7 protein-coding genes are annotated in these 25768 nt (G+C 74.6%); all 7 read right to left on the bottom strand.

The annotated features are described in order from the left end of the window. A partial coding sequence (locus tag ACIQIB_RS31955; protein WP_400762235.1) for an Ig-like domain-containing protein occupies nucleotides 1-1859 on the bottom strand: 1859 nt, incomplete at its 3' end. 608 nt (nucleotides 1860-2467) lie between these two features. Further along, nucleotides 2468-5089, bottom strand: a complete 2622-nt coding sequence (locus tag ACIQIB_RS31950; RefSeq protein WP_400762233.1) for a hypothetical protein — start codon at nucleotides 5087-5089, stop codon at nucleotides 2468-2470. Nucleotides 5090-5630: 541 nt separating this feature from the next. Then, nucleotides 5631-6047, bottom strand: a complete 417-nt coding sequence (locus tag ACIQIB_RS31945; protein WP_363605150.1) for a nuclear transport factor 2 family protein — start codon at nucleotides 6045-6047, stop codon at nucleotides 5631-5633. 29 nt (nucleotides 6048-6076) lie between these two features. Next, entirely contained in the window at nucleotides 6077-7186 is a 1110-nt protein-coding gene (locus ACIQIB_RS31940; RefSeq protein ID WP_400762231.1) for an alpha/beta fold hydrolase, read from the bottom strand. A 10-nt stretch (nucleotides 7187-7196) separates the two neighbouring features. Further along, nucleotides 7197-10028, bottom strand: coding sequence for a type I polyketide synthase (locus ACIQIB_RS31935; RefSeq protein WP_400762229.1), 2832 nt, complete (start codon nucleotides 10026-10028; stop codon nucleotides 7197-7199). Nucleotides 10029-10078: 50 nt separating this feature from the next. After that, nucleotides 10079-12337: a zinc-binding dehydrogenase gene (locus ACIQIB_RS31930; protein ID WP_400762227.1), complete on the bottom strand. Its 2259-nt coding sequence runs from the start codon at nucleotides 12335-12337 to the stop codon at nucleotides 10079-10081. Beyond that, entirely contained in the window at nucleotides 12334-25629 is a 13296-nt protein-coding gene (locus tag ACIQIB_RS31925; RefSeq protein WP_400762225.1) for a type I polyketide synthase, read from the bottom strand. The genes ACIQIB_RS31930 and ACIQIB_RS31925 overlap by 4 nt, the downstream gene beginning before the upstream one ends. Nucleotides 25630-25768 lie beyond the last annotated feature (139 nt).

The following is a 25768-nucleotide window of genomic DNA, read 5'->3' as shown; positions in this document are numbered from 1 at the left end:
GCGACGTTCCCGGTGTTGGTCACCAGGAAGGAGTAGGTGACGGTCTGGCCGGCGGCGGACACCGTCGTGGGCGTCACCGACTTGGCGATCGTCAGCATCGGCGTCCGCACCGCCGTGACCTCGGCGTTCGAGGGCGGGGAGGTGACGGGGGCGCCGCTGGGCGGAGTGCCGGTGGCGATGGCGGTGTTGGTGATGGCGCCGGCGTCGACGTCGGCCTGGGTGACGGTGTAGGTGGCGGTGCAGGTGGTGGAGGCGCCGGGGGCGAGGGTGGTCTGCGGGCAGGTGGCCGTCGGGGCGGTGCCGGTGCCGGAGAAGGCCGTTTCGGTGACCTCGACGCCGGTGAGGGCGACGTTCCCGGTGTTGGTCACCAGGAAGGAGTAGGTGACGGTCTGGCCGGCGGCGGACACCGTCGTGGGCGTCACCGACTTGGCGATCGTCAGCGCCGGAGCGGCCGGGGGCGTCGATGCGTTGAAGTTGTCGGAGCCCGTGACCTGGGCGCCCGAGGTGTCGGTGGCGGTGACCGTCGCGGTGTCGGTCTCCTGCGTGCCGGGCGGCATGCCCGGCACGGTCCCCGTGCAGTTGAACGTCGTGCCGGCCAGGAAGGGCCCGGCCCAGGTTGTGCCGGTGGCCGGACCGCCCAGGGCGGAGAAGTCACAGGTCAGGCCGGTCAGCGCCGGCCCGGAGCTGGTCGTGTCGGTCACCGTGACGTTGTTGAGGCTGGTCGAACCGATGTTGGTGATGGTGATCGTGACGGGAATCGGGGTGTTGGGGTCGACCGGCTTGCCGGGGGCGGTGTCGTAGTCGCCCGCCGTCGGGCCGTCCGCGGTCGAGAACTTGATGACCGAGATGCTGTTCCCGTTCCCGGTGTTGTTCCAGCTCGGGTTGTCGAGCGCGGTGCCGGTGCTCGTCGGGCTGCCGTTCCCCATGGTGATCACGACGGTGTTCGAGAACTGCTGGAGGGCGTTGTCGGTGACCGTCACCGGGATGAGGATGCCGACACTCGTGTTCGCCGGGACGGTGACGGTGACCGAGAGGCCGGCCGCCGTGCACGAGTTCAGGGTCGCGGTGCCGGTGTAGGTGACGTCACCGCCCAACTGGTTGGTGGTGGTGTTGAGATTCTGCTGGCTGATCGTGGAGGCGGGGTTCGTCGAGTAGGGGAGCGTCAGCCCCGGGACGAAGGCGGCGCAGTTGAAGGCCTGGCCGGCCTGGGCCGTGTCCGTGATGAGGGCGGTGGTGGCCGTGGTGCTCGCCGGGGTGTGAATCACCCAGACGATGTTGGTGGCCGGGAAGGCCGTGCCGTTGTAGATGATCCCGTACTTCTGTGGCTGGGTGGGGTCCCGGGGCGGATTGGGGATGATGGTGACGGGGGTGGTGAAGCTCACCCCGGCGTTCGTCGTGTAGACCAGGTTCTGCGAGCCGGTCTCACCGGTCGACAACTGCGCGCTGGCCGTGGTCGTCCCGCAGACGTCCGTGTGCGTCTCCACGTACGAACCCATGGTGTACGTGATGACGGCGGGGTTGCCGGAGATCGTCGCGGTACCGATGACCGCGCCGGTGCTGTCCAGTACGTTCTGCGTACCGGAGGGGAAGTTCACCAGCTCCGGCGGCATGGCGATCGAGAACGTGTCACCCGCGTGGCTGCCGTTCGGAACACACCAGGTGATCTGGCTGGTGACCGGCGTCCCGTTCTGGAGCGGAGCCGAGGGCGAACCGGGCCAGGTGGTGGTGACGCCGGTGATCGCGTTGATCGATGCGCTGAACGCAGGCGTCTGCCCGCCGTAGATCAGCATGGCCGCGACCGCGGTCAGTACGACGACGGCCCGTCTGTATACGGGCCGCATCATCGCCAGCAAGGGCATCGCTTCTCCTAGGGATATCCAGCAATGTCCGTCCCCGGCTGTTCGACCGTCAGTGGCGCGGTCGAGCGGCGGAACGGGGCGGAGGTTGTCACTGTCCGATTTCGCCGACCCGAATTGCTCGGATGGCCTGTGCGCGCGTCTCGGCGCGCCGGCGGCGCCGGTCAGGCTATGGAGAATCTCGTGATCATTTGTGCATCCTCAGGCCGGTACACCCAGGGCGGTGCTTTCGGGATCCGGACTTGACCGCGGCTCCCTCCGGGGGAACTGGCGGTCGATTCGGATCGCACGAGCGCAGCGAACGCGACTATTCGCATGAATTGGCTGATCTGCGGTTTTAACGCGCAGATATGCCAGACCTTGAACAGTGCACGCACGATTGTACTGAGGAGAGCATGATCGCTCGTCAATTCCCCATACCCGGCGTGCCGCCCATGCGCAAGTCGGGGCCGCCATCCATTCCAGGAAAACCGAAAACCGGCCCCGGCCACAGGGAAGCGCCGGAGCCGGGCCCGGGGCGAACCGGCCGCCGGGGGCCCGGCACGACGACGGCGGCCCGGAGACTGTTCGTCTCCGGGCCGCCGGTAGGGCCGTTCAGTGGATCACTCGGTCTACTCCGTTCCCTCCTCGGCGGCGGCCCGCAGGCGGCGCCGCCTCCTGGTGCTGACGATCAGGAGCGGCCCACCCACACCGAGCAGCACCGCGCCCACGGTCACGGCCAGCGGGATGCTCCCGGCGCCGGTCGGGGGCAGGTGCTCCGGCGGGACCGGGTGCTTGGTCGGGCGGGGCGAGGGGACGTGCGCGGTGACCGTCACCGTCGCCGACGAGGGGCTCGACGTGACCGTCTGCCGCCCGGGAGTGAGGCCGGTGGCAACGGCGGTGTTGGTGATGCACCCTTCCCTGATGTCCGCCTTGGTGACGGTGTAGCTCGACGTGCAGGTCATCGACGCGCCGGCCGCCAGCGTGGTGGAGGGGCAGGAGATCGCCGGGGGAGCACCGCTTCCGGAGAACGCCGTGTCCGTGACCGCGACATTGGTGAGGTTCTCATTGCCCGTGTTCGTCACGACGAACGAGTAGTCGATGGTCTGGCCGGCCCAGCTCACGGTCGTCGGCGTGGCCGTCTTCACCACGGTGAGCCCCGCGCTCGGCGAGGTCGGCGAGGTGGTCACGGTGGTGGTGGAGGGTGGGCTGGTCACCGGGCTGCCGTTGGGCGGGGTGGCGGTGGCGGTGGCGGTGTTGGTGATCGAGCCGGAGTCGATGTCGGCCTGGGTGACGGTGTAGGTCGCGGTGCAGGTCATCGACGCGTTGGGTGCCAGGGTGGTGGCCGGGCAGGAGATCGACGGCGGGGTGCCGGTGCCGGAGAACGCGGTGTCGGTGACGCTCACGTTGGTGAGGTCGACGTCGCCGGTGTTGGTGACCACGAAGTTGTAGTTGATGGTCTGGCCGGCGGCGGTGACGGTCGACGGGGAGGCTGACTTCGTCAGGGTGAGGGTGGAGGTCTGGGTGAGGGGGACGGTGGCGGTGGACGGCGGGGAGGTGACCGGGCTGCCGGTGGGTGGGGTGCCGGTTGCGGTGGCGGTGTTGGTGACGGAGCCCGCGTCGACATCCGCCTGGGTGACGGTGTAGGTCGCGGTGCAGGTCATCGAGGCGCCGACGGCGAGGGTGGTGGAGGGGCAGGAGATCGACGGTGGGGTGCCGGTGCCGGAGAACGCTGTCTCGGTGACGGTGACGTTGGTCAGGTCCACGTTGCCGGTGTTGGTGACCACGAAGCTGTAGTTGATCGTGTCGCCGGCTGCGCGGTTCGTCTTCAGCGCCGGGCGGGAGTTGCCGCCGTTGTTGCCGCCGCCGTTGTTGCCGCCTCCGCCGTTGTTACCGCCGCCTCCGCCGTTCACGCTGCCGGTCTTGACCACGGTGAGGGCGGGGGTTTGGGTGAGGGGGACGGTTGCGGTGGAGGGCGGGCTGGTGACGGGGGTGCCGGTGGGTGGGGTGCCGGTTGCGGTGGCGGTGTTGGTGACGGAGCCTGCGTCGACGTCGGCCTGGGTGACGGTGTAGGTGGCGGTGCAGGTCATCGAGGCGCCGACGGCGAGGGTGGTGGAGGGGCAGGAGACCGAGGGTGGGGTGCCGGTGCCGGAGAACGCTGTCTCGGTGACGTTCACGTTGGTGAGGTCGACGTTGCCGGTGTTGGTGACGACGAAGGAGTAGTCGATGGTGTCGCCGGCTGCGCGGTTCGTCTTCAGTGCCGGGCGGGAGTTGCCGCCGCTGCTGCCGCCGCCGTTGTTGCCACCGCCGTTGTTGCCGCCTCCGCCTCCGCCGTTCACGCTGCCGGTCTTGGTCAGGGTGAGTGCGGGGCTCTGCGTGGTGACCACGGTCGCGGTGGAGGGTGGCGAGGTGACCGGTGGGCCGGTGGGTGGGGTGCCGGTGGCGGTGGCGGTGTTGTTGATGGCGCCGGAGTCGATGTCGGCCTGGGTGACGGTGTAGCCGGCGGTGCAGGTCATCGAGGCGCCGACCGCGAGGGTGGTGGAGGGGCAGGAGATCGAGGGCGGGGTGCCGGTGCCGGAGAACGCTGTCTCGGTGACGCCCACGTTCGTCAGGTCGACGTTGCCGGTGTTGGTGACGACGAAGCTGTAGTTGATGGTCTGGCCGGCGGCGGTGACGTTCGACGGCGTGGCCGACTTCACCACGGAGAGGGCGGCGCTCTGCGCGGCGGGCACGGTGACGGTGGACGGCGGGGAGGTGGCCGGGAGGCCGGCGCTCGGCTGCCCGGTCGCGGTGGCGGTGTTGGTGATGCTGCCGGCGTCGACGTCCGCCTGGGTCGTGGTGTACGACGCCGTGCAGGTCATCGAGGCGCCGGGTGCCAGGCTGGTGGACGGACAGGAGATCGATGGGGGAGTACCCGTTCCGGAGAACGCCGTCTCCGTGACCGCGACACCGAACAGGGGATCGGTGCCGTTGTTCGTCACCAGGAACGAGTAGTCGATCGTCTGGCCGGCCGCGCTGAAGGACGACTGCGCGGAGGTCTTCACCAGTGCCAGCGACGGCGCACGGACGGCGGCCGGCACGGTTGTCGGGAAGACGACGACGAGCGCCGCCGCCATGGCCACGGTCGTCACCAGCGCCGCGAGGCCCCGGAATGTGGTGGTCGTGGTTCTGACCAGGCCCGCCAGACGCTCGGCCACGGCGGTGACGCCGTTCGCCGAGGCTCTTGACGACCCTCGCACCTTGCCGACTCTCATCGAGGTTCTCCTCAACTCGTCATGAACGCGGGGGCGGCCGGCAAGGGCAGCGCAACCCGCGTGGATTTCTATGAAGGCCGCCTTCGCGCCGACCGTTGGCGGCCCCCACGACTGCTCTGGGCCGGGTGCCTTCCCGTAGCGCGCGAAACGCCGATCGCAAGCCGTATCCGCCCCGGCCGTACCAGTCGGCTGTCAGGGCGGAAAGAAGCACAGCGCATTAGCTATGGGCTTCTCGGCCTGCTGTGCTATCGCACCGGTGGGGTCGGGCCACCTATTCGGGCGCAGAAATTCATATCAACGGCGCTGGGGTGGGGCTGCTTGCCGCACTTGCCGCACCGGACCGGCCGGGGGTTCGCCGAATGGCGTACCGGGCTCATCCGGTCGGCCGACTGACGCCTCGTCGGCCCGGGGCCGGCCGGATGCCGGAGGCGGCCGAACGTGCGGCAGGGCCCCGCCGGTATTCGGCGGGGCCCTGTGGGGTGGTGCTCGGCGGTGCGGCCCGGAGGCAGGTGCGACTCCGGATCGCGCTGTCCGTGGCGAATCAGCCGGGAATCTGTCCGAGTTGGGAGAGCATGGTCATGGTGTCCCAGTGGTAGACGGCCTCCGACATGAGGCCGTCGGAGTCCAGCCTGGCGATGACCGCGACCGGTACCGAGAATGTCCGGCCGACGCTGTCGGCAGGCCACAGGCCGGCGATTTCCTTGACGACGGTGGCGGTCATGGTGAACACGAACGCGCCCCGGTCCCCGGCGGTGAAGGCGTCGTCAAGTCTGGCCTTGAGATCGGCGTTGGTGAGCCAGGACGTGTACAGCCGGTGGACCTGGTCGCGGCCGTGGAGGTCGCAGTTGATCCCGGGCTCCGCGTAGTGCACGTCTTCGCTGTAGCAGTTGGCCGCGCCGTCGATGTCCTTGTCGTTGACGGCGTCCATCAGCCGTCCGAAGATCTCGGTGCCGGTCATCGGGGGCTCCTCCGGGGAGGGGGCGGGGGTCAGATCCACTGGGCGGTGAGGTCCGCGGCGTCGGCCGCGTGGGCGACCATGATCGAGTAGTGGTCGGCCGCCACGTCGGCGCTCTTCAGACTGTCGGGCCAGCGGTTGTTCAGCCGGACGCCGTCGGTGTACGGGAGGGGCTCGGTGGCCCGGATGGAGAAGACGGGGGTGGTGACCGCGGGGAGCGGGTGGCCCCGGAGCATGCTGTAGTGCCAGCCGAAGGCCGTGAGTGCCGGGGTCGCCAGCGAGATGACGTCCGGCCAGGAGGCCAGCAGGGACTTCGTCCCGCCGTTGAAGACCTCGTCGGAGAGGTCCTCGGGGACGGGGGTGTCGATCAGCACGATCGCCTCCGGCCCGGCGCCGCGGGATTCGAGTTCGGCGGCCACCAGCAGGGAGGCCCAGCCGCCGGAGCAGTACCCGACGAGCACGAACGGGGCGCCGTCGGCGCAGCGCTCCACCGCGGGGGCCATGGCCTTGCCCAGGGCGGCGGGCGACTCGGGCACCGGGTCCGACCCCGCGTAACCGGGGTAGCGGAGCGCGTAGAGGTCGTGCGTGCCGAGGAAGCGTTTGGCGAAGCGCCCGTAGGTGAAGTTGCCGACGAACGGGCCCAGCGAGTCCAGGCAGATGATCTTCTTGCTCTCGATGCCGCGGGAGAGGCGGGCCGGGGGTGGCGGGGGCCCCGCGTCGTCGGCGCCGGTGTACCGGGGGCGCAGCCGGGCGGCGGCGGCCAGGAAGTCGAGCGCCTCGACCGCTCGGCCCGCGTCGACGGTCTGCCGGAAGAGCTCGCCGATGCCGTCGGCCTGCGGTGGCGGGGCGGCCGGCTCGGGCTGCTCGCGCCGGGCGAGGGCCGCGCAGAGGAAGGCGGCGAGGTCGGCCGGGGTGGGGTTCTCGCTGACCACGCCGAGTTCGAGGGTGAGCCCGGTGCTCTGTTCGAGGCTGTTGACCAGCCGGACCGTCATCAGGGAGTCGAAGCCGAGTTCCGGGAAGAGCTGGTGGCTGTCGATCTGCTCGACCGGGAGGTCGGAGATGGCGGAGGCGTGCGTCTTCACCAGGGAGATCATCAGGCCCAGTTGCATGGGCGCGGACGTGGCGGCGGATTCCTGGTTCATGGTCTGCCTTCTATGCGGTCGGGGGCGGTGGCACGGTTGCGTTCAGGTGGCGGGGGGCTCCGGGGGTCAGCCAGTAGGCGTGGTGCTGGAACGGGTAGGTGGGGAGGTCCGCCGGGAGGACGGAGCCGCCGGGGAGCGCCGGGGTCCAGTCGACCGGGGCGCCGGCCGCCCAGAGGGTGGCCAGGGCCAGCAGGAACTCGGCGGGTTCGTCGCCCTCGCGGCGCAGCGTGCCGGTGACGGTGACCGGATCGCCGCGCCCCGTCGCGGAGTGGGCGGCGCGGTAGGCGTGGTAGGTCTCGGTGACGGCCGGGACGAGGATGGGCTGGGGGCCGAGGTCGACGAAGTAGCGGTAGCCCGCGGTCAGCAGGGCGCGGATGCTCTCGTCGAACCGGACCGGCTCGCGCATGTTGGCGTACCAGTAGGCGGCGTCCAGGAGTTGGTGGTCGATCGGCTCGGCGGTGATGGTCGAGTGCAGGGGGACGGTGCCCTTGCGGGGGTGCAGGCCGGCCGCGGCGGCCAGCAGTTCGGGCCGGACGGCCTCGATGGCCGAGGTGTGCACGGCGACGGTGACGAGGAGGCGCTGGGCACCGATCCGTTCGGTCCGGCAGTGGTCGAGGAGTTGCTCCAGGTCGTCGTCGGGGCCCGCGACGACCACCGAGGCGGGGCTGTTGACCGCGGCGACGGACAGCGAGGAGCGCCACGACGCGAGCAGGGCCTCGGTCCGGTCGAGGGACAGCGGGAGCGTCACCATGCCGCCGGTGCCCGCGATCCGGCCGAGCGCCCGGCTGCGCAGGGCGACCAGCGCGGCCGCGTCGTCGAGGGTGAGGGCGCCGGCGGTGTACGCGGCGGCGATCTCGCCCTGGGAGTGCCCGATCACGAGGTCCGGCTCGACGCCGTGGCCGCGCCAGAGTGCCGCCAGCGCGACCATGGTGGCGAACAGCAGTGGCTGGACGATGTCGGGTTGCGCGAGGTCCACCGTGGGCGGGTCGGTGCCGAACAGGTCGCTCAGGCTCCACCCGATGTGCGGGCGCAGGGCCCGGTCGCAGGCCTCGAACTGCTCCCGGAAGACGGCCGAGCTGTGGAACAACTGCCGCCCCCCGGTGGAGGACTGGGCACCCTGGCCGGGGAAGACGAAGACCGTGCCGCCGGGTTTGCGGCCGGCCGTGCCGGTCACCAGGCGCCGGTGCGGGTGGCCCTCGGCGAGTGCGCGCAGGGCGCCGAGGAGCTGGGTGCGGTCCGTGGCGACGACGGCCGCCCGGTGCCGCAGCAGGGCGCGGGTGGTGGCGAGGTCGGTGGCGGCGTCCGCGGGCCGCAGCCCCGGGTGGGCCTCGGCGTAGTCGGCCAGGCGTGCGCCCTGGGCGTGCAGGGCGGCGGTGTTCCTGGCGGAGATCAGCCAGGGTACGGGGCCGTCGTGGTCGTGCGTCCGGGCGGCCGGGGCCCCGGCGGGCGGGGTCTCGACCGGGGGAGCCTCTTCGATGATGAGGTGGGCGTTGGTGCCGCTGATGCCGAAGGAGGACACCGCCGCCCGCGCGGGGTGGCCGCTGTCGGGCCAGGGCCTGGCGGCGGTGACGAGTTCCACGGCGCCGGCGGACCAGTCGATGTAGGCGCTCGGCCGGTCGGCGTGCAGGGTGCGGGGGACGGTCCGCCGCTGGATGGCCAGGACCATCTTGATGACGGAGGCGACCCCGGCGGCGGCCTGGGCGTGGCCGATGTTGGACTTGAGCGAGCCGAGCAGCAGCGGGCGGTCGGGCGGGCGGCCCTGCCCGTAGGTGGCGAGGACGGCCTGCGCCTCGATCGGGTCGCCCAGCTTGGTTCCCGTCCCGTGCGCCTCCAGGACGTCGACCTCCGCGGGGGTCAGCCCGGCGTCCGCCAACGCCCGCCGGATGACCCGCTGTTGGGCCGGTCCGTTGGGGGCGGTGAGGCCGTTGCTGGCGCCGTCCTGGTTGAGGGCGGAGCCCCGGAGCAGGGCGAGCACGGGGTGGCCGTGGCGCCGGGCGTCGGAGAGCCGCTCCAGGACCAGCAGGCCCGCGCCCTCGGCCATGCCCATGCCGTCGGCGGCGTCGGAGAACGCCTTGCAGCGGCCGTCGGCGGCCAGGCCGCGCTGGCGGGAGAAGCCGATGAAGGGGCGCGGGGTGGCCATCACGGTGACGCCGCCGGCGAGGGCGAGGGAGCACTCGCCCTCGCGCAGGGCCTGGCGGGCGAGGTGGATGGCGACCAGCGAGGAGGAGCAGGCGGTGTCGACGGAGAGGGTGGGGCCCTCCAGCCCGAGCAGGTAGGCGATCCGGCCGGAGACGACGCTGACGGCGCTTCCGGTGACGAGGTGTCCTTCGACGCGGCTGTCGCTCCAGGAGCCCTCCCCGTAGTCCTGCCAGGACACCCCGGCGTAGACGCCGGTGTTGCTGCCGCGCAGTGAGGCCGGGTCGATGCGGGCGTGTTCGAGGGACTCCCAGGCCACTTCGAGCAGGATGCGCTGCTGTGGGTCCATGGCGAGGGCCTCGCGCGGGGTGATGCCGAAGAAGCTCCCGTCGAAGTCCTGCGGGCGGGAGAGGAAGCCGCCGTGCCCGGTGGAGGAGGTGCCGGAGTGGTCCGGGTCGGGGGAGAACAGCGTGTCGAGAGGCCAGCCCCGGTTGTCGGGGAACGGGGTGACGGCGTCGCGGCCGTCGACGACCAGCTGCCAGAGGTCGGCCGGTGAGGCGACCCCGCCGGGGAGCCGACAGCCGAAACCGATGACGGCCACCGGGTCGTCGCGGCCCGCCTCGGCGGCGCTCAGACGCTCGCGGAGCCGTTCGATCTCGGCGACGGCGCGTTTGAGGTAGGTGCGGATTTCCTCCTGCTCCGCCATGGTTCGGTCCTTTCCGGTCGCCGGGTGTCGGTGGGCGGCTGCTGGTGCGGTCAGCCGCCGTCGTGCGGGTCGCTCCGGGCGGTGGGCCGCCCGTCCGGTGCCGCCTCGGCCACGGTCAGCACGGGGGCGTCGGTGTGGCGGGCGGTGTCGTAGAGGGAGGTGAGGACGGTGGGCCGGGCGCCTTCGGGCGGCAGCACGACCAGGGTGGCGGCCAGGCCCAGCGAATGGCGGTGCCGGACCAGGGACTCCAGCCCGGTGTGGCCGCGGGTGGGGTCGCCCGGGTCGTGGCCCCGGCTGCCGGACCGCGCGGTGGCGATCAGCAGGAAGGTGTCCAGCGGAAGCTCCCCGGTCAGCCGGTGCAGCAGCTCGGCGGCCGCGTCGGACCCGTCTGGCTTGTCGGCGGCCGGGGCCGGGCGGGCGTCGGCGGCGGCGTGGACGACGGCGGTCAGCGGAGCCTCGGCCGGCACGGCCTCGACGGCCCGCCGCAGCGCTTCGGGGTCGGCGGGGTCGGCGTCCACCGGGTGGAGCTCGACGGGCAGGCCCTCCAGCTGGGACCGGAGCCGCGCGAGGGCGCGGCCGTCCCCGTCCGGCGGCCCGACCAGCCAGAGGTGCCGGGCACCCTGTCCGGCGGCGATGTGCCGGGCCAGCGGTGCGGTGTGGGCGAGCGGGCCGGCGAGCAGGACGCTGCCCTGCCCGCCGTCGGGCGGCGGAATGCGCAGGACGAGCTTGCCGGTGTGCCGGGCCCGGCTCATGTGGTGGAACGCGGCCGCGGCGTCCTGGACGTCGAAGACGTGGACGGTGGGCGGGTGGAGCACCCGGGTGGCGAAGAGCCGTTGGAGGTCGCGCAGGATCCCGGCCAGCCGCTGCGGGCCGGCCGCCTCCCTGAGGTCGAAGGCGAGGTAGGCGACGCCCGGGTGGTCCCGGGCGATGTCGGCCGGGTCGCGCGGGTCGGTCTTGCCCATCTCCACGAACCGGCCGCCCGGGCCGAGCAGGCGCAGGGAGGCGTCGGTGGCCTCGTGGGCCAGGGCGTTGAGGACGACGTCGACGCCCTGCCCGGAGGTGGCGTCCCGGAACTCCCGCTCGAAGTCCGTGGTGCGGGAGGACGCGATGTGGTCGTCGTCCAGGCCCAGCCGCCGCAGCTCCGGCTGCTTGGGCGGGCTCGCCGTGCCGAACACCTCGGCGCCCGCGTGCCGGGCGAGCTGGACGGCGGCGCTGCCGACCCCGCCGGTGGCGCAGTGGACGAGGACGCGTTCGCCGGCCGTCAGCCGGCCGAGGTCGAACAGCCCGTAGGAGGCGGTGGCGAAGGCCGCCGGGACGGCGGCGGCCCGGGCGGCCGGCCAGCCCGGGGGAACGGGGACCAGCAGGTGTTCGTCGGTCACGGCGACGGGGCCGAAGGCGCCGGTCAGCAGGCCCGTCACGTGGTCCCCGGGCTTCAGGACGGTGGCGTCCGGGCCGGTGTCGAGCACGGTGCCGGTGCCCTCGGCGCCCAGCGGTCCCGGGTCGCCGGGGTAGAGCCCGAGGGTGTCCAGGACGTCCCGGAAGTTGACCCCGGCGGCCTGCACGGCCAGCCGGACCTGGCTGCCCACCAGCGGTTCGGCGACCTCGTCGCAGAGGTCCAGGGCGAGGTTCTCCAGCGTCCCCTTGCCGATCAGGGTGAGCCGCCAGGGCGGTGGGCCCGGCAGGGCGAGCCGGACGTGGCCGGCGGGCAGGGGCAGCAGGGCGGCCGGGGCGCTCTCCGGTGCGAGGACGGTGCCCGTCCTGATCGCCAGCTGTGAGCGGGTGGAGCCGAGGGCCGCGGCGACGGCCGTGAGGGAGGCCGGGTCCGCGTCGAGGTCGATCAGGGTGAACCGGCCGGGCCGTTCGGCGGCCGCGGCCAGCACCAGCCGCCGCAGCGCCTCCTGTTCCGGATCCGTCGCCGGGTCGGTGTCACGGGCGGACACCGCGCCCCGGGTGAGCAGGGCCAGCCGGGCGCCCGGCCGGTCCGGTGCGGCGAGCGCGGCCCGGACCAGGGCGAGGGCCTGCTCGGGCGCCTCGTCGGCCGGCACCGCCAGGACGGCCGGTGCGGCCGGTCCGGCGGGTGCGCCGGAGGCCGACAGGGGGATGCCCGGGTGGGCCGCGCGCAGTTCCTCGGTCAGGGCCGAGGGCGCGGCCGTCGGGGTGAGAACGGACCAGGCGGGTGGTGGTCCGGTGACCGGGACGGGTTCCCAGCGGACCTGGAGCAGCGGCGGCCCGGACAGCACGGGGTCTGCCGTGCCGACGGCGCCGGCGGTGGTGCCGAAGGGGCGGGCGCGGGGCGTGGTGGTGGTCATTCCTGGATCCCATCGATGGCGGCGAACAGCTCGGCGTCCTCGGCGGTGTCGGCCCAGTGGGCCGCCGGTTCGGGCTCCGGTTCGGGGACGGGCGGCTCCGGCTCGGCGGCGTCGGGCAGCAGGTCCGCCAGGAGACGGGCGGCGAGCGCCGCGGGTGTCGGATGGTCGAAGACGGCGGTGACCGGCAGGGTCGCCCCGGTGGCCCGGTTGATCCGGTTGCGCAGCTCGACGGCGGTGAGCGAGTCGAAGCCGAGGTCGGCGAAGGCGGCGTCGGGGTCGATGTCGTCCACCGAGGAGTGGCCGAGCACCTGGACGACCTCGCCGCGCACCAGGTCGGTGAGGATCGTCCGGGCCTCCTGCGGCCCGGCCTCGGCGAGCCGGCCGGGGAGCTGCCGCTCGTCGGCCTCGGTGACCGCCGCGGACCGCTCGGACTGCTGCCTGGGCCGGATCAGGTCGCGCAGCAGCGGCGATGTGTCGTTGCCGTGCAGGGCGGCCCCGCTCAGCCGCAGCGGCAGCAGGACGGCCTCGTCGAGGCGCTGGGCCTCGTCGAGCAGCGCGAGGTTGTGTGCGGCGGGCAGTTCGGCGATGCCCAGGTGCTCCAGGCGGCGCAGCGCGGTGGCGTCCAGGTGGCCGGTCATGGCGCTGCGTTCGGCCCACAGGCCCCAGGGCAGCGAGAGCGCGGGGAGGTGCCGGGCACGCCGGTACTCGGCGAAGGCGTCGAGGAAGCAGTTGGCCGCCGCGTAGTGGGCCTGTCCCGGTGTCCCGAAGGTGCCGGCGGCGCCCGAGAAGAGGAGGAAGACGGCCGGGTTCCGGGCCAGCGTGGCCAGATGGAGGTTGAGCGCGCCGTCGGCCTTGGGCCGCAGCACCGCGTCGACCTGACGGTCCGTCAAGGTGGTGACGGTGCTGTCGTCCAGGGTGCCGGCGGCATGGACGACGGCGCTGAGCGGCCGGTCGCCGAGGTGGGTGGCGAGGACGGCGTCCAGGGCGGCGCGGTCGGCGGTGTCGCAGGCGGCGACGGTGCACTGCGCGCCGAGCGCGGCGAGCTCGTCCCGGAGGGTGTCGGCGCCGGGGGCGGCCGCACCGCCCCGGCTGAGCAGCAGCAGGTGCCGGACGCCGTGCTCGGTGACGAGGTGGCGGGCGAGCAGCCGGCCGATGGTACCGGTGCCGCCGGAGATCAGGACGGTGCCGTCCGGGTCGTAGGGGAGTGGCGCGGGCGGCGGGGTGGCGGCCCGGGTGAGCCTGGGCGCGTACAGCAGGCCTTCGCGCAGGGCGAGTTGGGGTTCGATGCCGAGCGGGAGCGCGGCCAGGGCCGGTGCGTCGGGTTGTTCGGGGCCGGGGTCGGCGATGTCGAGGAGGGTGAACTGGCCCGGGTTCTCGCTCTGTGCGGAGCGGACCAGCCCCCAGAGCGCGGCGCCGACCGGGTCGGGGGTCTCGCCGGGAAGCGCCGCGACGGCCCGGTGGGTGAGCAGGACCAGCCGGGTGGTGGCCAGTTTCTCCTGGGCGAGCCAGCTCTGCAGCAGGGCCAGGGTGCGCTGGACGGCGGCGTGCACGGCCGGGGCGAGGTCGTCCGGGCCGGGGGCCGGGTCCTCGGCCGGGGTCAGGGTGTGCAGCACGAGGTCGGGGGCGGGCCGGTCGGGGCCGAGGCTCTCGGCGAGCGCGGCCGGGTCGGCGTACAGCGGCCACGGCCGGTCGCCGTTCGGCGGCTGGGCGGGACCGGTGCCGAGGCCGGCCGGGCGGAGCGGCCGGGCGGGTGCGGGGCCGGGGGCGACGGGCTTCCAGGAGAGGCGGTAGAGGCCCTCGCCGCCGAGCAGGTGACGCGGCGCCTGGGTGCCGGCCGACCGCATGGTGAGGGTCTCGATCCGGGCCACCGGGCGGCCGCCCCCGTCGGTGATGTCGACGGTGACGCTCTGCTGGTCCAGCGGCCGGATGCGGGTGCGCAGGGTGGTCGCGCCGCTGCCGTGGAACTGGACACCGCCCCAGTGGAAGGGCAGTTCGACGGTGGTGGGGCGGCGGATCAGCAGGCCCTGGAGGGCCGCGTCGAGCAGCGCGGGGTGGAGGTCGAAGGCCGGGTCCTGGTGGTCCAGCCCCTCGGGCATCCTGGCCTCGGTGAAGATGTCCTGGCCGCGCCGCCAGATGCCGGTCAGCCCCTGGAAGGCCGGGCCGTAGCCGTAACCGCGCACGCCCGCACCGGCGTAGAACTCGTCGACGTCCACCGGGACGCTGTGCTCGGGCGGCCAGGGGGCGGCCGCCGGGGTGTCGGTCGCCGGGGTGTCGGCCGACGGGGCGGAGGGGGCGGACGGGGAGAGCAGGCCGCGCGCGTGCAGGGCCCACGGCTCCCCGGTGAGGGCGGTGTGCGGGCGCGAACGGATGGTGACGTTCCGCCGGCCCGCCGGGTCGGGGCCGCCGACGGTGAGGTGCAGCTGGGTGCCGTCCTCCTCGCCCAGGTGGAGCGGGGCGAGCAGGGTCAGCTCGGCCAGGTGCGGGCAGCCGGTCTCGCGGCCCGCGCGCAGGGCGAGGTCGACGAACGCGGTGCCGGGCAGCAGGAGGTCTCCGCCGACGGCGTGGTCGCGCAGCCAGGGGTGGGTGCGCGGGCTCGCCCGGCCGGTCAGGACGATGCCGTCGTTCTCGGGGTCGGGCAGGCCGATGTCGAGGATCGGATGGTCGGCGGAGGTCGCGCCCAGGGTGGCGGCCAGCTCCTGCCGGGTGCCGCCGCGGGAGGTGTCGACCCAGTAGCGCTGGCGCTGGAAGGCGTAGGTGGGCAGGGCCGACGGCTCCTCCCCGGGGCGGTGGGGGTTGAGCGCGCCGGTGTCGACGGGGACGCCCTCGACGTGGGCCCTGGCGAGGGCGGCCGTGAAGTGGCGCAGCCCGCCCTCGTCGCGGTGCAGGGTGGGCAGGGCGGCGGCGGGCCGGGCCTCGGCGTCCGCGGTCTCCAGCACGGCGCCGCACAGCAGCGGGTGGACGCTGGGTTCGACGAAGAACCGGTGGCCGTCCTGGAGGAGGGCCCGGGTGGCCAGATCGAACCGGACGGGCTCGCGCAGGTTCCGGAACCAGTAGGCGGCGTCCAGCGTGCTGGTGTCGACGGCGGCTCCGGTCACCGAGGAGTAGAACTCCTGCTCCCCGGCCCTGGGGGCCACCGGGGCCAGCGACTCCAGCAGGGCGGTGCGCAGTTCGTCGACCTGCGGCGAGTGGGCGGCGTAGCTGACCCGGATCCGGCGGGCTCTGACCTGCTCGGCCTTGCACTCCCCGTACAGGGCGTCGAGCGCGGCCGCCGGACCGGCGACCACCACGGCCCGGGGGCTGTTGACGGTGGCGACGGTGAGCGCGGGGTACCGGTCGAGCCGCCGCAGCACCTCCTCGTGGGAGAGCTGGAGGGCGAGCAGACCGTGATCGCCCTCCAGCCTGGTCAGCACCTTGCTGCGCAGCGCGACGACGCGGCAGGCGTCCTCCAGGGAGAGCGCCCCGGCGAAGCAGGCGGCGGCGATCTCGCCCTGGGAGTGGCCGACCACGGCGGCCGGCCGGACCCCGGCCGCGGACCAGAGCCGGGCCAGTGACAGCTGGACGGCGAAGAGCGCGGGCTGGACCACGTCGACGCGGTCCAGCGCCTCGGCACCGGCCCCGGGCCGCAGGACGTCGTCCAGCGACCAGTCGGTGTGCGGGGCCAGGGCGCGGGCGCAGTCGGCGATGCCGGCGGCGAAGACCGGGCTCTCCTCGATCAGCCGGGCCGCCATGCCGGGCCACTGGGAGCCCTGCCCGGCGAAGACGAACGCCGTCCGGCCCTCGGCGGCCCGGCCGGTGATCAGGTCCGGGTCACCGGCTCCGTCGGCCAGCGCGCGCAGCGCCCGCAGGCAGCCGTCCAGGTCGGGTGCGGTGATGGCGGCCCGGTGGGTCAGCTGGGCGCGGGTGGTCGCCAGGGCGTGGCCGACGGCCTCGGCGGAGGGCGGCGGCGAGGCCGTCAGGTGGGCGTACAGGCGCTGTGCCTGGGCGCCCAGGGCGGCTTCGGTGTGCCCGCTGAGGAGCCAGACGGGCGGCGCCACGACGGGCCGTCCGGCGGCCGGTTCGGAGGCGGACCCGGGTGCGGGTTCGGGGGTCTCCGGGACCTCTGCGGCCTTGGGGGCCTCGGGGGCCTGCTCCATGATCACGTGGGCGTTGGTGCCACTCACCCCGAAGGCGGAGACGGCGGCCCGGCGCGGCCGGCCGGTGTCCGGCCAGGGGGTGGTGGCCGAGAGGATCCGGACGGCGCCGGTGCCCCAGTCGACGTGCGGCGTGGGGGTGGCGGCATGCAGGGTCATCGGCATCGTGGCGTGCTGGAGCGCGAGGACGGTCTTGATCAGCCCGGCCACCCCGGCGGCGGCCTGGGTGTGGCCGATGTTGGACTTGAGCGAGCCGAGGTGGACCGGCCGGTCGGCGGCGCGGTCGCGGCCGTAGGTGGCCAGCAGGGCCTCGGCCTCGATCGGGTCGCCCAGGGTGGTGCCGGTGCCGTGGGCCTCGATCAGGTCGACGTCGCCGCCGCCCAGCCCGGCCCGGCCCAGCGCCTGGCGGATGACCCGCTGCTGGGACTCGCCGTTGGGGGCGGTCAGGCCGTTGCTCGCGCCGTCCTGGTTGATCGCGCTGGCCCGGATCACCGCGAGCACCGGGTGGCCGTGGCGGCGGGCGTCGGAGAGCCGCTCCAGGACGACCATCCCCGCGCCCTCGGCGAACCCGGTGCCGTCGGCCTCGGCCGCGAAGGACCGGCAGCGGCCGTCGGGGGAGAGCGCCCGCTGCCGGGAGAACTCGATGAACAGGCCCGGGGAGGCGATCACGGTGACCCCGCCGGCCAGTGCCAGGGCGCTGTCGCCCTGGAGCAGCGACTGGCAGGCCAGGTGGACGGCGACCAGGGAGGACGAGCAGGCGGTGTCGACGGAGACGGCCGGACCCTGCAGCCCGAGGACGTAGGCGACGCGCCCGGAGATGACGCTCAGCGGCTTCCCGGTGGTGAGGTAGCCCTGCATCTCCGTGGGTGCCTCGTGCGAGCGTGCGCCGTAGTCCTGGTAGACCGCCCCGGCGAAGACGCCGGTGCTGCTGCCGCGCAGCGAACCCGGGTCGATCCCGGCCCGCTCCAGCGCCTCCCAGGACGTCTCCAGCAGCAGCCGCTGCTGCGGGTCCATGGAGAGCGCCTCGCGGGGCGAGATGCCGAAGAACTCGGCGTCGAAGTCGGCGGCGGCGTCCAGGAACCCGCCCGTGGTGGCATAGCTCTTGCCGGGCGCGGCGGGGTCGGCGTCGTACAGCTCGGTGAGGTTCCAGCCGCGGTCCTCCGGGAACGGCGAGATGGCGTCGGTGCCGGCCGCCAGCAGGTCCCACAGCTCCTGCGGGGTGTCGGCGCCGCCGGGCAGCCGGCAGGCCATGCCGAGGACGGCGATCGGTTCGTCGGCGGGCCGGGCCGTGGCGGCCGCCCGCGGGCCCTGCTCCGCCGGCTGCTCGGACCGGCCGGCGGCGGCCAGCCGGGTGTGCAGATGGGCGGCCAGGTCGGTGGGGGTCGGATGGCTGAACGCCAGGCCGGTCGGCAGATGGAGGCCGGTCGCGTGGGCCAGCCGGTTGCGCAGCTGGACGGCGGCCAGCGAGTCGAGGCCGAGCTCCTTGAACGGCCGGTTCGGGGCGACCGAGTCGGGCGCGTGGTGGCCGAGGACGGCCGCGGCGGTGGAGCGGACCAGCTCGGCGAGGACCTGCCGCTGCCGGGCGGCCGGCAGCTGCGGGAAGTCGGACGGCAGGCCGGCCGCGGTCCGGGCGGTGCCGCCCGCCCGCTCCTGCTGGTCCTGCCGGGCCTGCTGGACGGGCGGGAGGTCGTTCAGGAAGGGGCTGGGGCGGTCGGCCGCCCGGCCGGACAGGAAGACCGGCCAGTCGAAGCGGGCCAGGACGATCCGGGGTTCGCGGCCGGCGGCCAGCGCGGGCAGCTCGGCGACGGCCCGGTCGCTGTCCAGCGCGAGCAGTCCGTGCTCGGCCGTCCAGTCGCCGCCGCCGGCACCGAGGCCGCCGGGGAAGTAGCCCCAGGAGACGGAGGTGGCGGGCAGGCCGCGGGCGCGGCGCCGGTCGGCGAGGCCGTCGAGGTAGGTGTTGGCCGCGCAGTAGGCGGTGTGGCCGCCCATACCGACGGTGGCGAGGACGGAGGAGTAGAGGACGAAGGCGTCGAGGTCGGCCCCCTCGGTGAGGTCGTGCAGATGGCGGGCGCCCAGCGTCTTGACGGCCAGCACCCGCTCCAGGTGGTCCGGCGTCAGGTTGTCGATGGTGGCCGTCTCCAGCACACCGGCGGTGTGCACCACGCCGGTCAGCGGCTCGTCCGGGGGGACGGCGGCGAGCACGGCGGCGAGCGCGTCCCGGTCGCGGATGTCGCAGGCGGCGAAGGTCACCCGGGCTCCCCGGCCGGTGAGTTCGGCCGCCAGCTCGGCCGCGCCCTCGGCGTCCGCGCCGTGCCGGCTGAGCAGCAGCAGGTGCGGTGCCCCGGCGGCGGCCAGGGTCCGCGCCGCGTGGGCCCCGAGGAAGCCGGTGCCACCGGTGACGAGGACCGTCCCGCGCGGCCGCCAGCCGGGCCCGGGCGGCACGGCGGCCTCCCGCAGACGGCAGGCGTACGTGCCCCGGGCCCGGACCGCGAGCTGGTCCTCGGCACCCGGCAGGGTCAGGGCGGCGCAGGCCCGGCGCAGGCTCTCGGGGTCGGGCTCGGCGGGCAGGTCGAGCAGCCCGGCCCAGCGGTCGGGATACTCCTGGGCGGCGGTGCGGCCGAGACCCCAGAGCGCGGCCTGCGCCGGATCGGTGTCGGTGTCGTGCGCGTCGACGCGCACGGCGTCCCGGGTGACGCACCAGAGGGAGGTCTCCCAGTCCAGGTCGTCCAGCGCCTGGAGCAGCGCGGCGGTGTCGGCGAGGGAAGGCTCCGGCTGTCCGTCGCCGTCGGTGTCCGGCCGGTGGGAGAGGAGCGAGACGATGCCGTCCGGTCGCCGGCCGTCGTCGCCGCCGACCAGCCGGGCGGTCCCGGCGCGGTCCGTCCCCGGTGGCACGGCCACCGTGCGGACCTCGGCGCCGAGGGCGGCCAGGGCGGTGGCCAGGGCCTGCGGCCACGGCCCGGTTCCGGTTCCGGCTTCGGTTTCGGGGGTGACCAGCAGCCAGTCGGCCCGGGTGGTCGGCGCGCTGTGCTCGACCAGCGGCGTCCAGGCGGTGGTGAAGCAGAGGCCGGTCAGCCGGGCGCGGCTGCGCCGGGCACTGCGCCAGGCCGCCAGCGCCGGGAGCACCTCGCGGACCGGCGCCTCGTCGGCCAGGCCCAGCGTGGCGGCCACGGCGGCGGTGTCCTGCCGTTCGACGGCCTCCCAGAGCGGGCGCTCGGCCTGGTCCTCCTGACGCCGGGCGCCGTCGCCACCGGGCTGGGGCGAGGCGGACAGCCAGTAGCGGCTGCGCTGGAAGGCGTAGGTGGGCAGCGCGACCGGCCGGGCTCCGCCGAGCACCGGCGCCCAGTCGACGGCCAGGCCGTGGCACCAGGCCCGGGCCAGTGCGAACAGCAGGTCGGCCGGCTCCCCGGTGTCCCGGTGGAGCGAGGGGAGCACGGTGATCTCCCGGGGCGGCTCCTCGCTGTCGGCGGTCTCCTGGATCCCGAGGGTCAGCAGCGGGTGCGGGCTCATCTCGACGAAGGTGTCGTGCCCGGTGGCGAGCAGGGCCCGGACGGTCGGCTCGAAGCGGACCGGGCTGCGCAGGTTGGTGAACCAGTACGCACCGTCCAGCAGCCGCGCCGGGTCCGTGTCGGCGGTGACGGTCGAGTAGAACGGGATCCGGGCCGGCCGCGGGGCGAGGCCGGCCAGGGCCTCGGCCAGCGGCTCGCGCAGGACGTCGACGTCGGCGCAGTGCGAGGCGTAGTTGACGGCGATCCGGGCGGTGCGCACGCCGTCCTTCTCGCACCGGGCGAGCAGCCGCTCCAGTTCGTCCCGCGGCCCGGAGACCACGGTGGCCGAGGGGCCGTTGAACACGGCCACGCCGAGACCGGGGTAGCCGTCCCGCAGCAGGCGCTCGACCTCGGCCGCGGGCAGCCGGAAGGAGGCCATCGCGCCGTCCGTGGCCAGCGTGCCGACCAGACGGCTGCGGGTCACGGTGGCGAGGACGGCGTCCTCCAGGGTGAGGGCCCCGGCGGCCCAGGCGGCGGCGAGTTCGCCCTGGGAGTGCCCGACCACCGCGTCGGGCGTCACCCCGTGCGCGCGCCAGACCTCGGCGAGCCCGGTCATGACGGCGAACAGGGCGGGCTGCACCACGTCGTCCCGGTCCAGCGAGGGTGCCTGCGGCTCCTGGGCCAGCACCGACCGCAGCGACCAGCCGCAGTGCGCGGACAGGGCACGGTCGCAGGCCTCGATGTGCGCGCGGAAGACCGGGGAGGCGGCCAGCAGGCCGCGGGCCATGCCGGGCCACTGGGAGCCCTGCCCGGGGAAGACGAACACCGTCCGGTGGCCCGGGCGGGCCTCGGCCCGGATGGCCGTCCCGGTCTCGGGGTGGTCGGTCGGGGCCGAGCGGGCCAGGGCGTCCAGGCTGTCCAGCAGCGCCTCCCGGGTGTCGCCGACCACGGCCGCGCGGTGGTCCAGCGCGGTCCGGGTGGTGGCCAGCGACCAGCCGACGTCCCGGGGGTCGAGGGCCGGACCGTCCCGCAGGGCCCGGGCCAGCCGCTCCGCCTGGGCCGGCAGTGCCTGCGGGCTCCCGGCGCTGAGCGTCCACGGCACGGCGGGCGCGTCCCAGGCCCGGGCGGGGGGCTCGGCGGCGTGCTCGGCGGGGTGGCCGTCCGGTCGGTCGGTGGAGTCGTCCGGGGCCTCTTCGTCGTCCGGGGCCTCTTCGAGGACGAGGTGGACGTTGGTGCCGCTGATGCCGAAGGAGGAGATGCCGGCCCGGCGGGCGGCCGGCCCGCGCGGCCAGCGGACGCTCCCGGTCAGCAGCCGCAGGCGCGCCGCGTCCCAGTCGATCCGCGTCGAGGGCGCGTCGATGTTCAGGCTGGCGGGCAGCTCCTCGTGCTGGAGCGCGAGCACCATCTTCACCAGGCCCGCGGCTCCGGCGGCCGCCTGGGCGTGGCCGATGTTCGACTTGAGCGAGCCCAGCAGCAGCGGGCGGTCCGCGTCCCGGCCCTCCCCGTAGGCCCGGCCCAGCGCCTGGGCCTCGATCGGGTCCCCGAGCGTGGTGCCGGTGCCGTGGGCCTCGACCACGTCCACCGAGGCGGCGCTCACGCCCGCCTCTGCGAGGGCGCGCCGGATCACCCGTTCCTGCGCCGGTCCGTTGGGGGCGCTGAGGCCGCTGCTCGCGCCGTCCTGGTTGACGGCGCTGCCCCGGATCACGGCCAGCACCGGGTGGCCGTGGCGGCGGGCGTCGGAGAGCCGCTCCAGCAGGACCAGGGCGGCGCCCTCGCTCCACGCCGTCCCGTCGGCCGCGGCGGCGAACGGCTTGCACCGCCCGTCGGGGGCCAGCCCGCGCTGGCGGGAGAACTCCACCCACATGCCCGGCGAGGACAGCACCGCCACACCGCCGGCCAGCGCCAGTCCGCACTCGCCCGCGGCGAGCGACCGGCAGGCCAGGTGCACGGCCGCGAGCGAGGAGGAACAGGCGGTGTCGACGGTCAGGGCCGGCCCGGTCAGGCCGAAGGTGTAGGCCAGCCGGCCGGAGGCGACGCTGGTGGTGGTCCCGGTCAGGGCGTAGCCGCCGGACTCGGCGGGCGCCTGGTGCATCCGCGGGCCGTACTCCTGGGCGGTCGCCCCGATGAACACACCGGTGGCGCTGCCCCGCAGCGAGTCGGCGGGGATGCCGGCGCGCTCCAGGGTCTCCCAGGCGATCTCCAGCAGCAGGCGCTGCTGGGGGTCCATCGCGCGCGCCTCGCGCGGGGAGATGCCGAACAGGTCGGCGTCGAACTGCGCGGCGTCGTAGAGGAAGCAGCCCTGGCGTACGTACGTCTTGCCGGGTGCGTCGGGGTCGGTGGCGAACAGTTCGTCGATGTCCCAGCCCCGGTCGCGGGGGAAGTCGCCGACGGCGTCCCGGCCGGCCTGGAGCAGCGACCACAGCTGCTGCGGGGAGGTGATGCCGCCGGGCAGCCGGCAGCCCAGCGCGACGACCGCGACCGGGTCCTGGCGCAGGTCCGGTGGAGTGGCGAACTCGCCGTCATCGGTGGGGAGTTGTTCGCTCCTGGCGGTGAGGAGCCCGGCCACCTCGGCGGCTGCCGCGCGCGGGGTCGGGTGGTCGTAGGTCAGTGTGTCCGGCAGCGGCCGTCCGACGGCCGCACCGAGGGCGGTGGACAGCTGGACGGCGGTGAGGGAGTTCACCCCGAGGTCCTCGAAGGAGCGGCGCGGGTCGATCCGGTCCTCCGCCTCGTAGCCGAGGAGCGCGGCGGCGTGGCTGAGGAGCAGCTCCAGGACGGTCCGCTCCAGCTCCGGGCCGGAGAGGCCGGCGAGGTCGGAGGGGCCGGAGGGGCCGGAGGGGCCGGCGAGGTCCGGTGACGGCTGCGGTTCGGGCCGCGGCGCTTCGGGCTGCCGCGGTTCGGGGCGCGGTTCGGCCTGCGGCCCGGGGACGGGCTCGGACCGGGTCCCGGGCCCGGTGCCGGCGGCGCCCGCGACCGGTGGCGTCAGCCAGTGGGCCCGGCGCTGGAAGGCGTACGTCGGCAGCGCGGTCCGCCGGGCGGGCAGCTGCTCGAACACCTTCGGCCAGTCCACCGGGACCCCGTGGACGAACAGTTCGGCCAGCGCGCCCGACAGCGCGGCCGGCTCCGGGACGGTGTCGCTGAGCAGCGCCAGCGTGCTCCGGTGCGGCTCGTCCTCCGGGGGCAGGCAGCGCCCCGCCATCGTGGTCAGGGTGGCGTCCGGGCCGAGCTCCACCAGGTGGGCGGCCCCGCCCTCGGCGGCGGTGCGGACCGCGTCGAGGAAGCGCACGGTGCCCCGCAGCTGCTCGACCCAGTAGTCGGCCGTGCACAGCTCCTCGGGGCGCGCCCGGACGCCGGTCAGGGTGGAGATCATCGGCACCTCGGGCGGCCGGTAGGAGACCGACCGGGCGACCTCGGCGAAGTCCGGCAGCACCGCGTCCACCTGGGGGGAGTGGAAGCCCCGGCTCACCCGGAGGATCCGGGTACGGGCGCCGCGCCGCCTGAACTCCGCGGCCACCGCCCGCACACCGTCCGGCTCCCCCGAGACCACCACGGCCCGCGGGCCGTTCACGGCGGCGAGCGAGACCAGCCCGCCCTGCTCCGCCAGCAGGGGGGCGACCTCCTCCTCGGTCGCCTCGATCGCGGCCATCGCCCCCGTCGGGAGGCCGCTCATCAGCTGCCCGCGCCGCGCCACCAGCAGCGCCGCGTCCGGCAGGGACAGCACACCCGCCGTGTGCGCCGCCGCCAGCTCGCCGATCGAGTGGCCGAGCAGGACGTCCGGGCGGATCCCCCACGTGGTCAGCAGCCGGTGGAGCGCGACCTCCAGCGCGAACAGGGCCGGCTGGGTGTAGGCGGTGTCGTCCAGCAGCGCGGCCCCGGCGCTGCCCGCGTCGGCGAACACCACGGACTTCAGCGGGCGCGGGAGGTGGCGGTCCAGGGCCGCGGCCACCTCGTCGAAGGCCGCCGCGAAGACCGGCTGGTGCCGGTGGAGCTCCCGGCCCATGCCGGGCCGCTGGGTGCCCTGTCCGGCGAAGAGGAAGGCGGTGCCCGCCCGGTCGCACACCTCTCCCTGGTGCACGCGGGGGGACGAGGTCCCCTCGGCGAGGTGCGACAGCCCTTCGCGGAGCGCGTCGCGGTCCCCGGCGACCACGCCCGCCCGCCGGCCGAACCGCGTCCGGGTGGTCGCCAGCGAGTACGCCAGGTCGAGTGGCTCGGGCGGCCCATCGTTCGAGCCGTCGGGCCCGTTCGAGCCGTCGGGCCCGGGGTCGGCCCGGTCCGTGGTGCCGGTCCCGTCCGTGACCCGGGCCGCCGAGGTGAGCCGGCCGAGCAGGGCGCGGGCCTGTGCCTGCAGCGCCTCCCGGGTGCGCCCCGAGACCACATGGACGTGCTCGTCGTGGATCCACTCCGCCCGGGGCTCCGGCTCCGCCGTCCTGGGGGCCTCGGCGAGCACCACATGGCAGTTGGTGCCGCCCAGCCCGAAGGAGTTGACCGCCGCGACCAGCGGCGCGTCCCGTCGTGACCAGTCCTCGAAGGCGAGCGGCACCCGCAGGTTCAGCTCGTCCAGCCGGATCCGCCGGGACGGCGCACGGTAGTTCGGCTGGGGGACGATCGCGTGATGCCAGACGGAGAGCGCGGCCTTGATGAAGCCCGCGATCCCGGCGGCGGCCTCCAGGTGCCCGATGGCCGCCTTGACCGAGCCGACCACCACCGGGTGCCCGCTGTCGTGGGCCGCACCCAGCGTGCCGCCGACGGACCGCGCCTCCACCGAGTCGCCGGCCGGCGTCCCGGTCGCGTGGAGTTCGACGAACTGCACCGCGTTCAGGGTGCCCGCCCGGTCGTTCACCCGGCGCAGCAGCTCCTGCTGCGCCACGACGCTGGGGTGCGTCAGACCCGGCCCGCCGCCGTCGTTGTTGACGCCGCTGCCCCGGATGACGCAGTAGATCCGGTCCCCGGCCGCCAGCGCGGCGGTCAGGGGCTTGAGCAGGACGACGCCCGCGCCCTCGCCGGGCACGAAGCCGTTGGCGGCCTCGTCCAGCGGGCGGCACCGGCCGTCGGGCGACAGGGCTCCGAAGGACCCGGCCCCCGCGGCCCCGTCCTGGTCGAGCAGCAGATTGACGCCGCCCACCAGGGCCGCTTCCGACTCGCCGCGCAGAATGGACTCGCAGGCCAGGTGGAGGGCGACCAGGGAGGAGGACTGCCCGGTGTCCACCGTCATGCTGGGGCCGCCCAGCCGGAGCGCGTAGGACACCCGATTGGCGATCATGCTGCGTTGCAGCCCGGCGAACGTGTGCAGGCTGTAACGGTCCTGGCCGTGACGTCGGGTGAGCACGGCATAGTCGTCGCGCATGGCACCGAAAAAGACCCCGGTGTCGAGTTCACTCAGGGCGGCCGGCAGGATTCCGGCGTCCTCGACGCTTTCCCAGGCCACTTCGAGGGCCAGGCGCTGCTGCGGGTCGAGTGCGGCCGCCTCTTTCGGGGAGATGCCGAAGAAATCGGCGTCGAATTCCTCGGGGTTGGCGATGAACCCGCCCGAGGACGGTCGGTCGGAAAATTCTGCGAAGGAATTCTTGGGTGGTCCGGAAATTGCGCTGGTGCCGCCGGTCAGAAGAGACCAGTAGGATCGGATGTCAGGTGCGGAAGGAAAGCGGCAGCTCATTCCCACGACCGCTATGCTTGCGTCCACGAATTCGTCCTTCTCTCCCTGCGGCCCGGTTCCCGGGGAACCGGCCCGGGCGGGTGCCGTCCTGTTGCCCCGGTCGGGCCGGAGCGCGCGGTTGGGCGCGCGGACAGCCGGCGCGGCCCGGGCCGACCCGCACCGGCTC

Source organism: Kitasatospora sp. NPDC092286, from assembly GCF_044755565.1.
Lineage (GTDB): Bacteria > Actinomycetota > Actinomycetes > Streptomycetales > Streptomycetaceae > Kitasatospora.
Note: the sequence above shows the minus strand (reverse complement) of the source record. Positions and strands in the feature narration are given on the sequence as shown.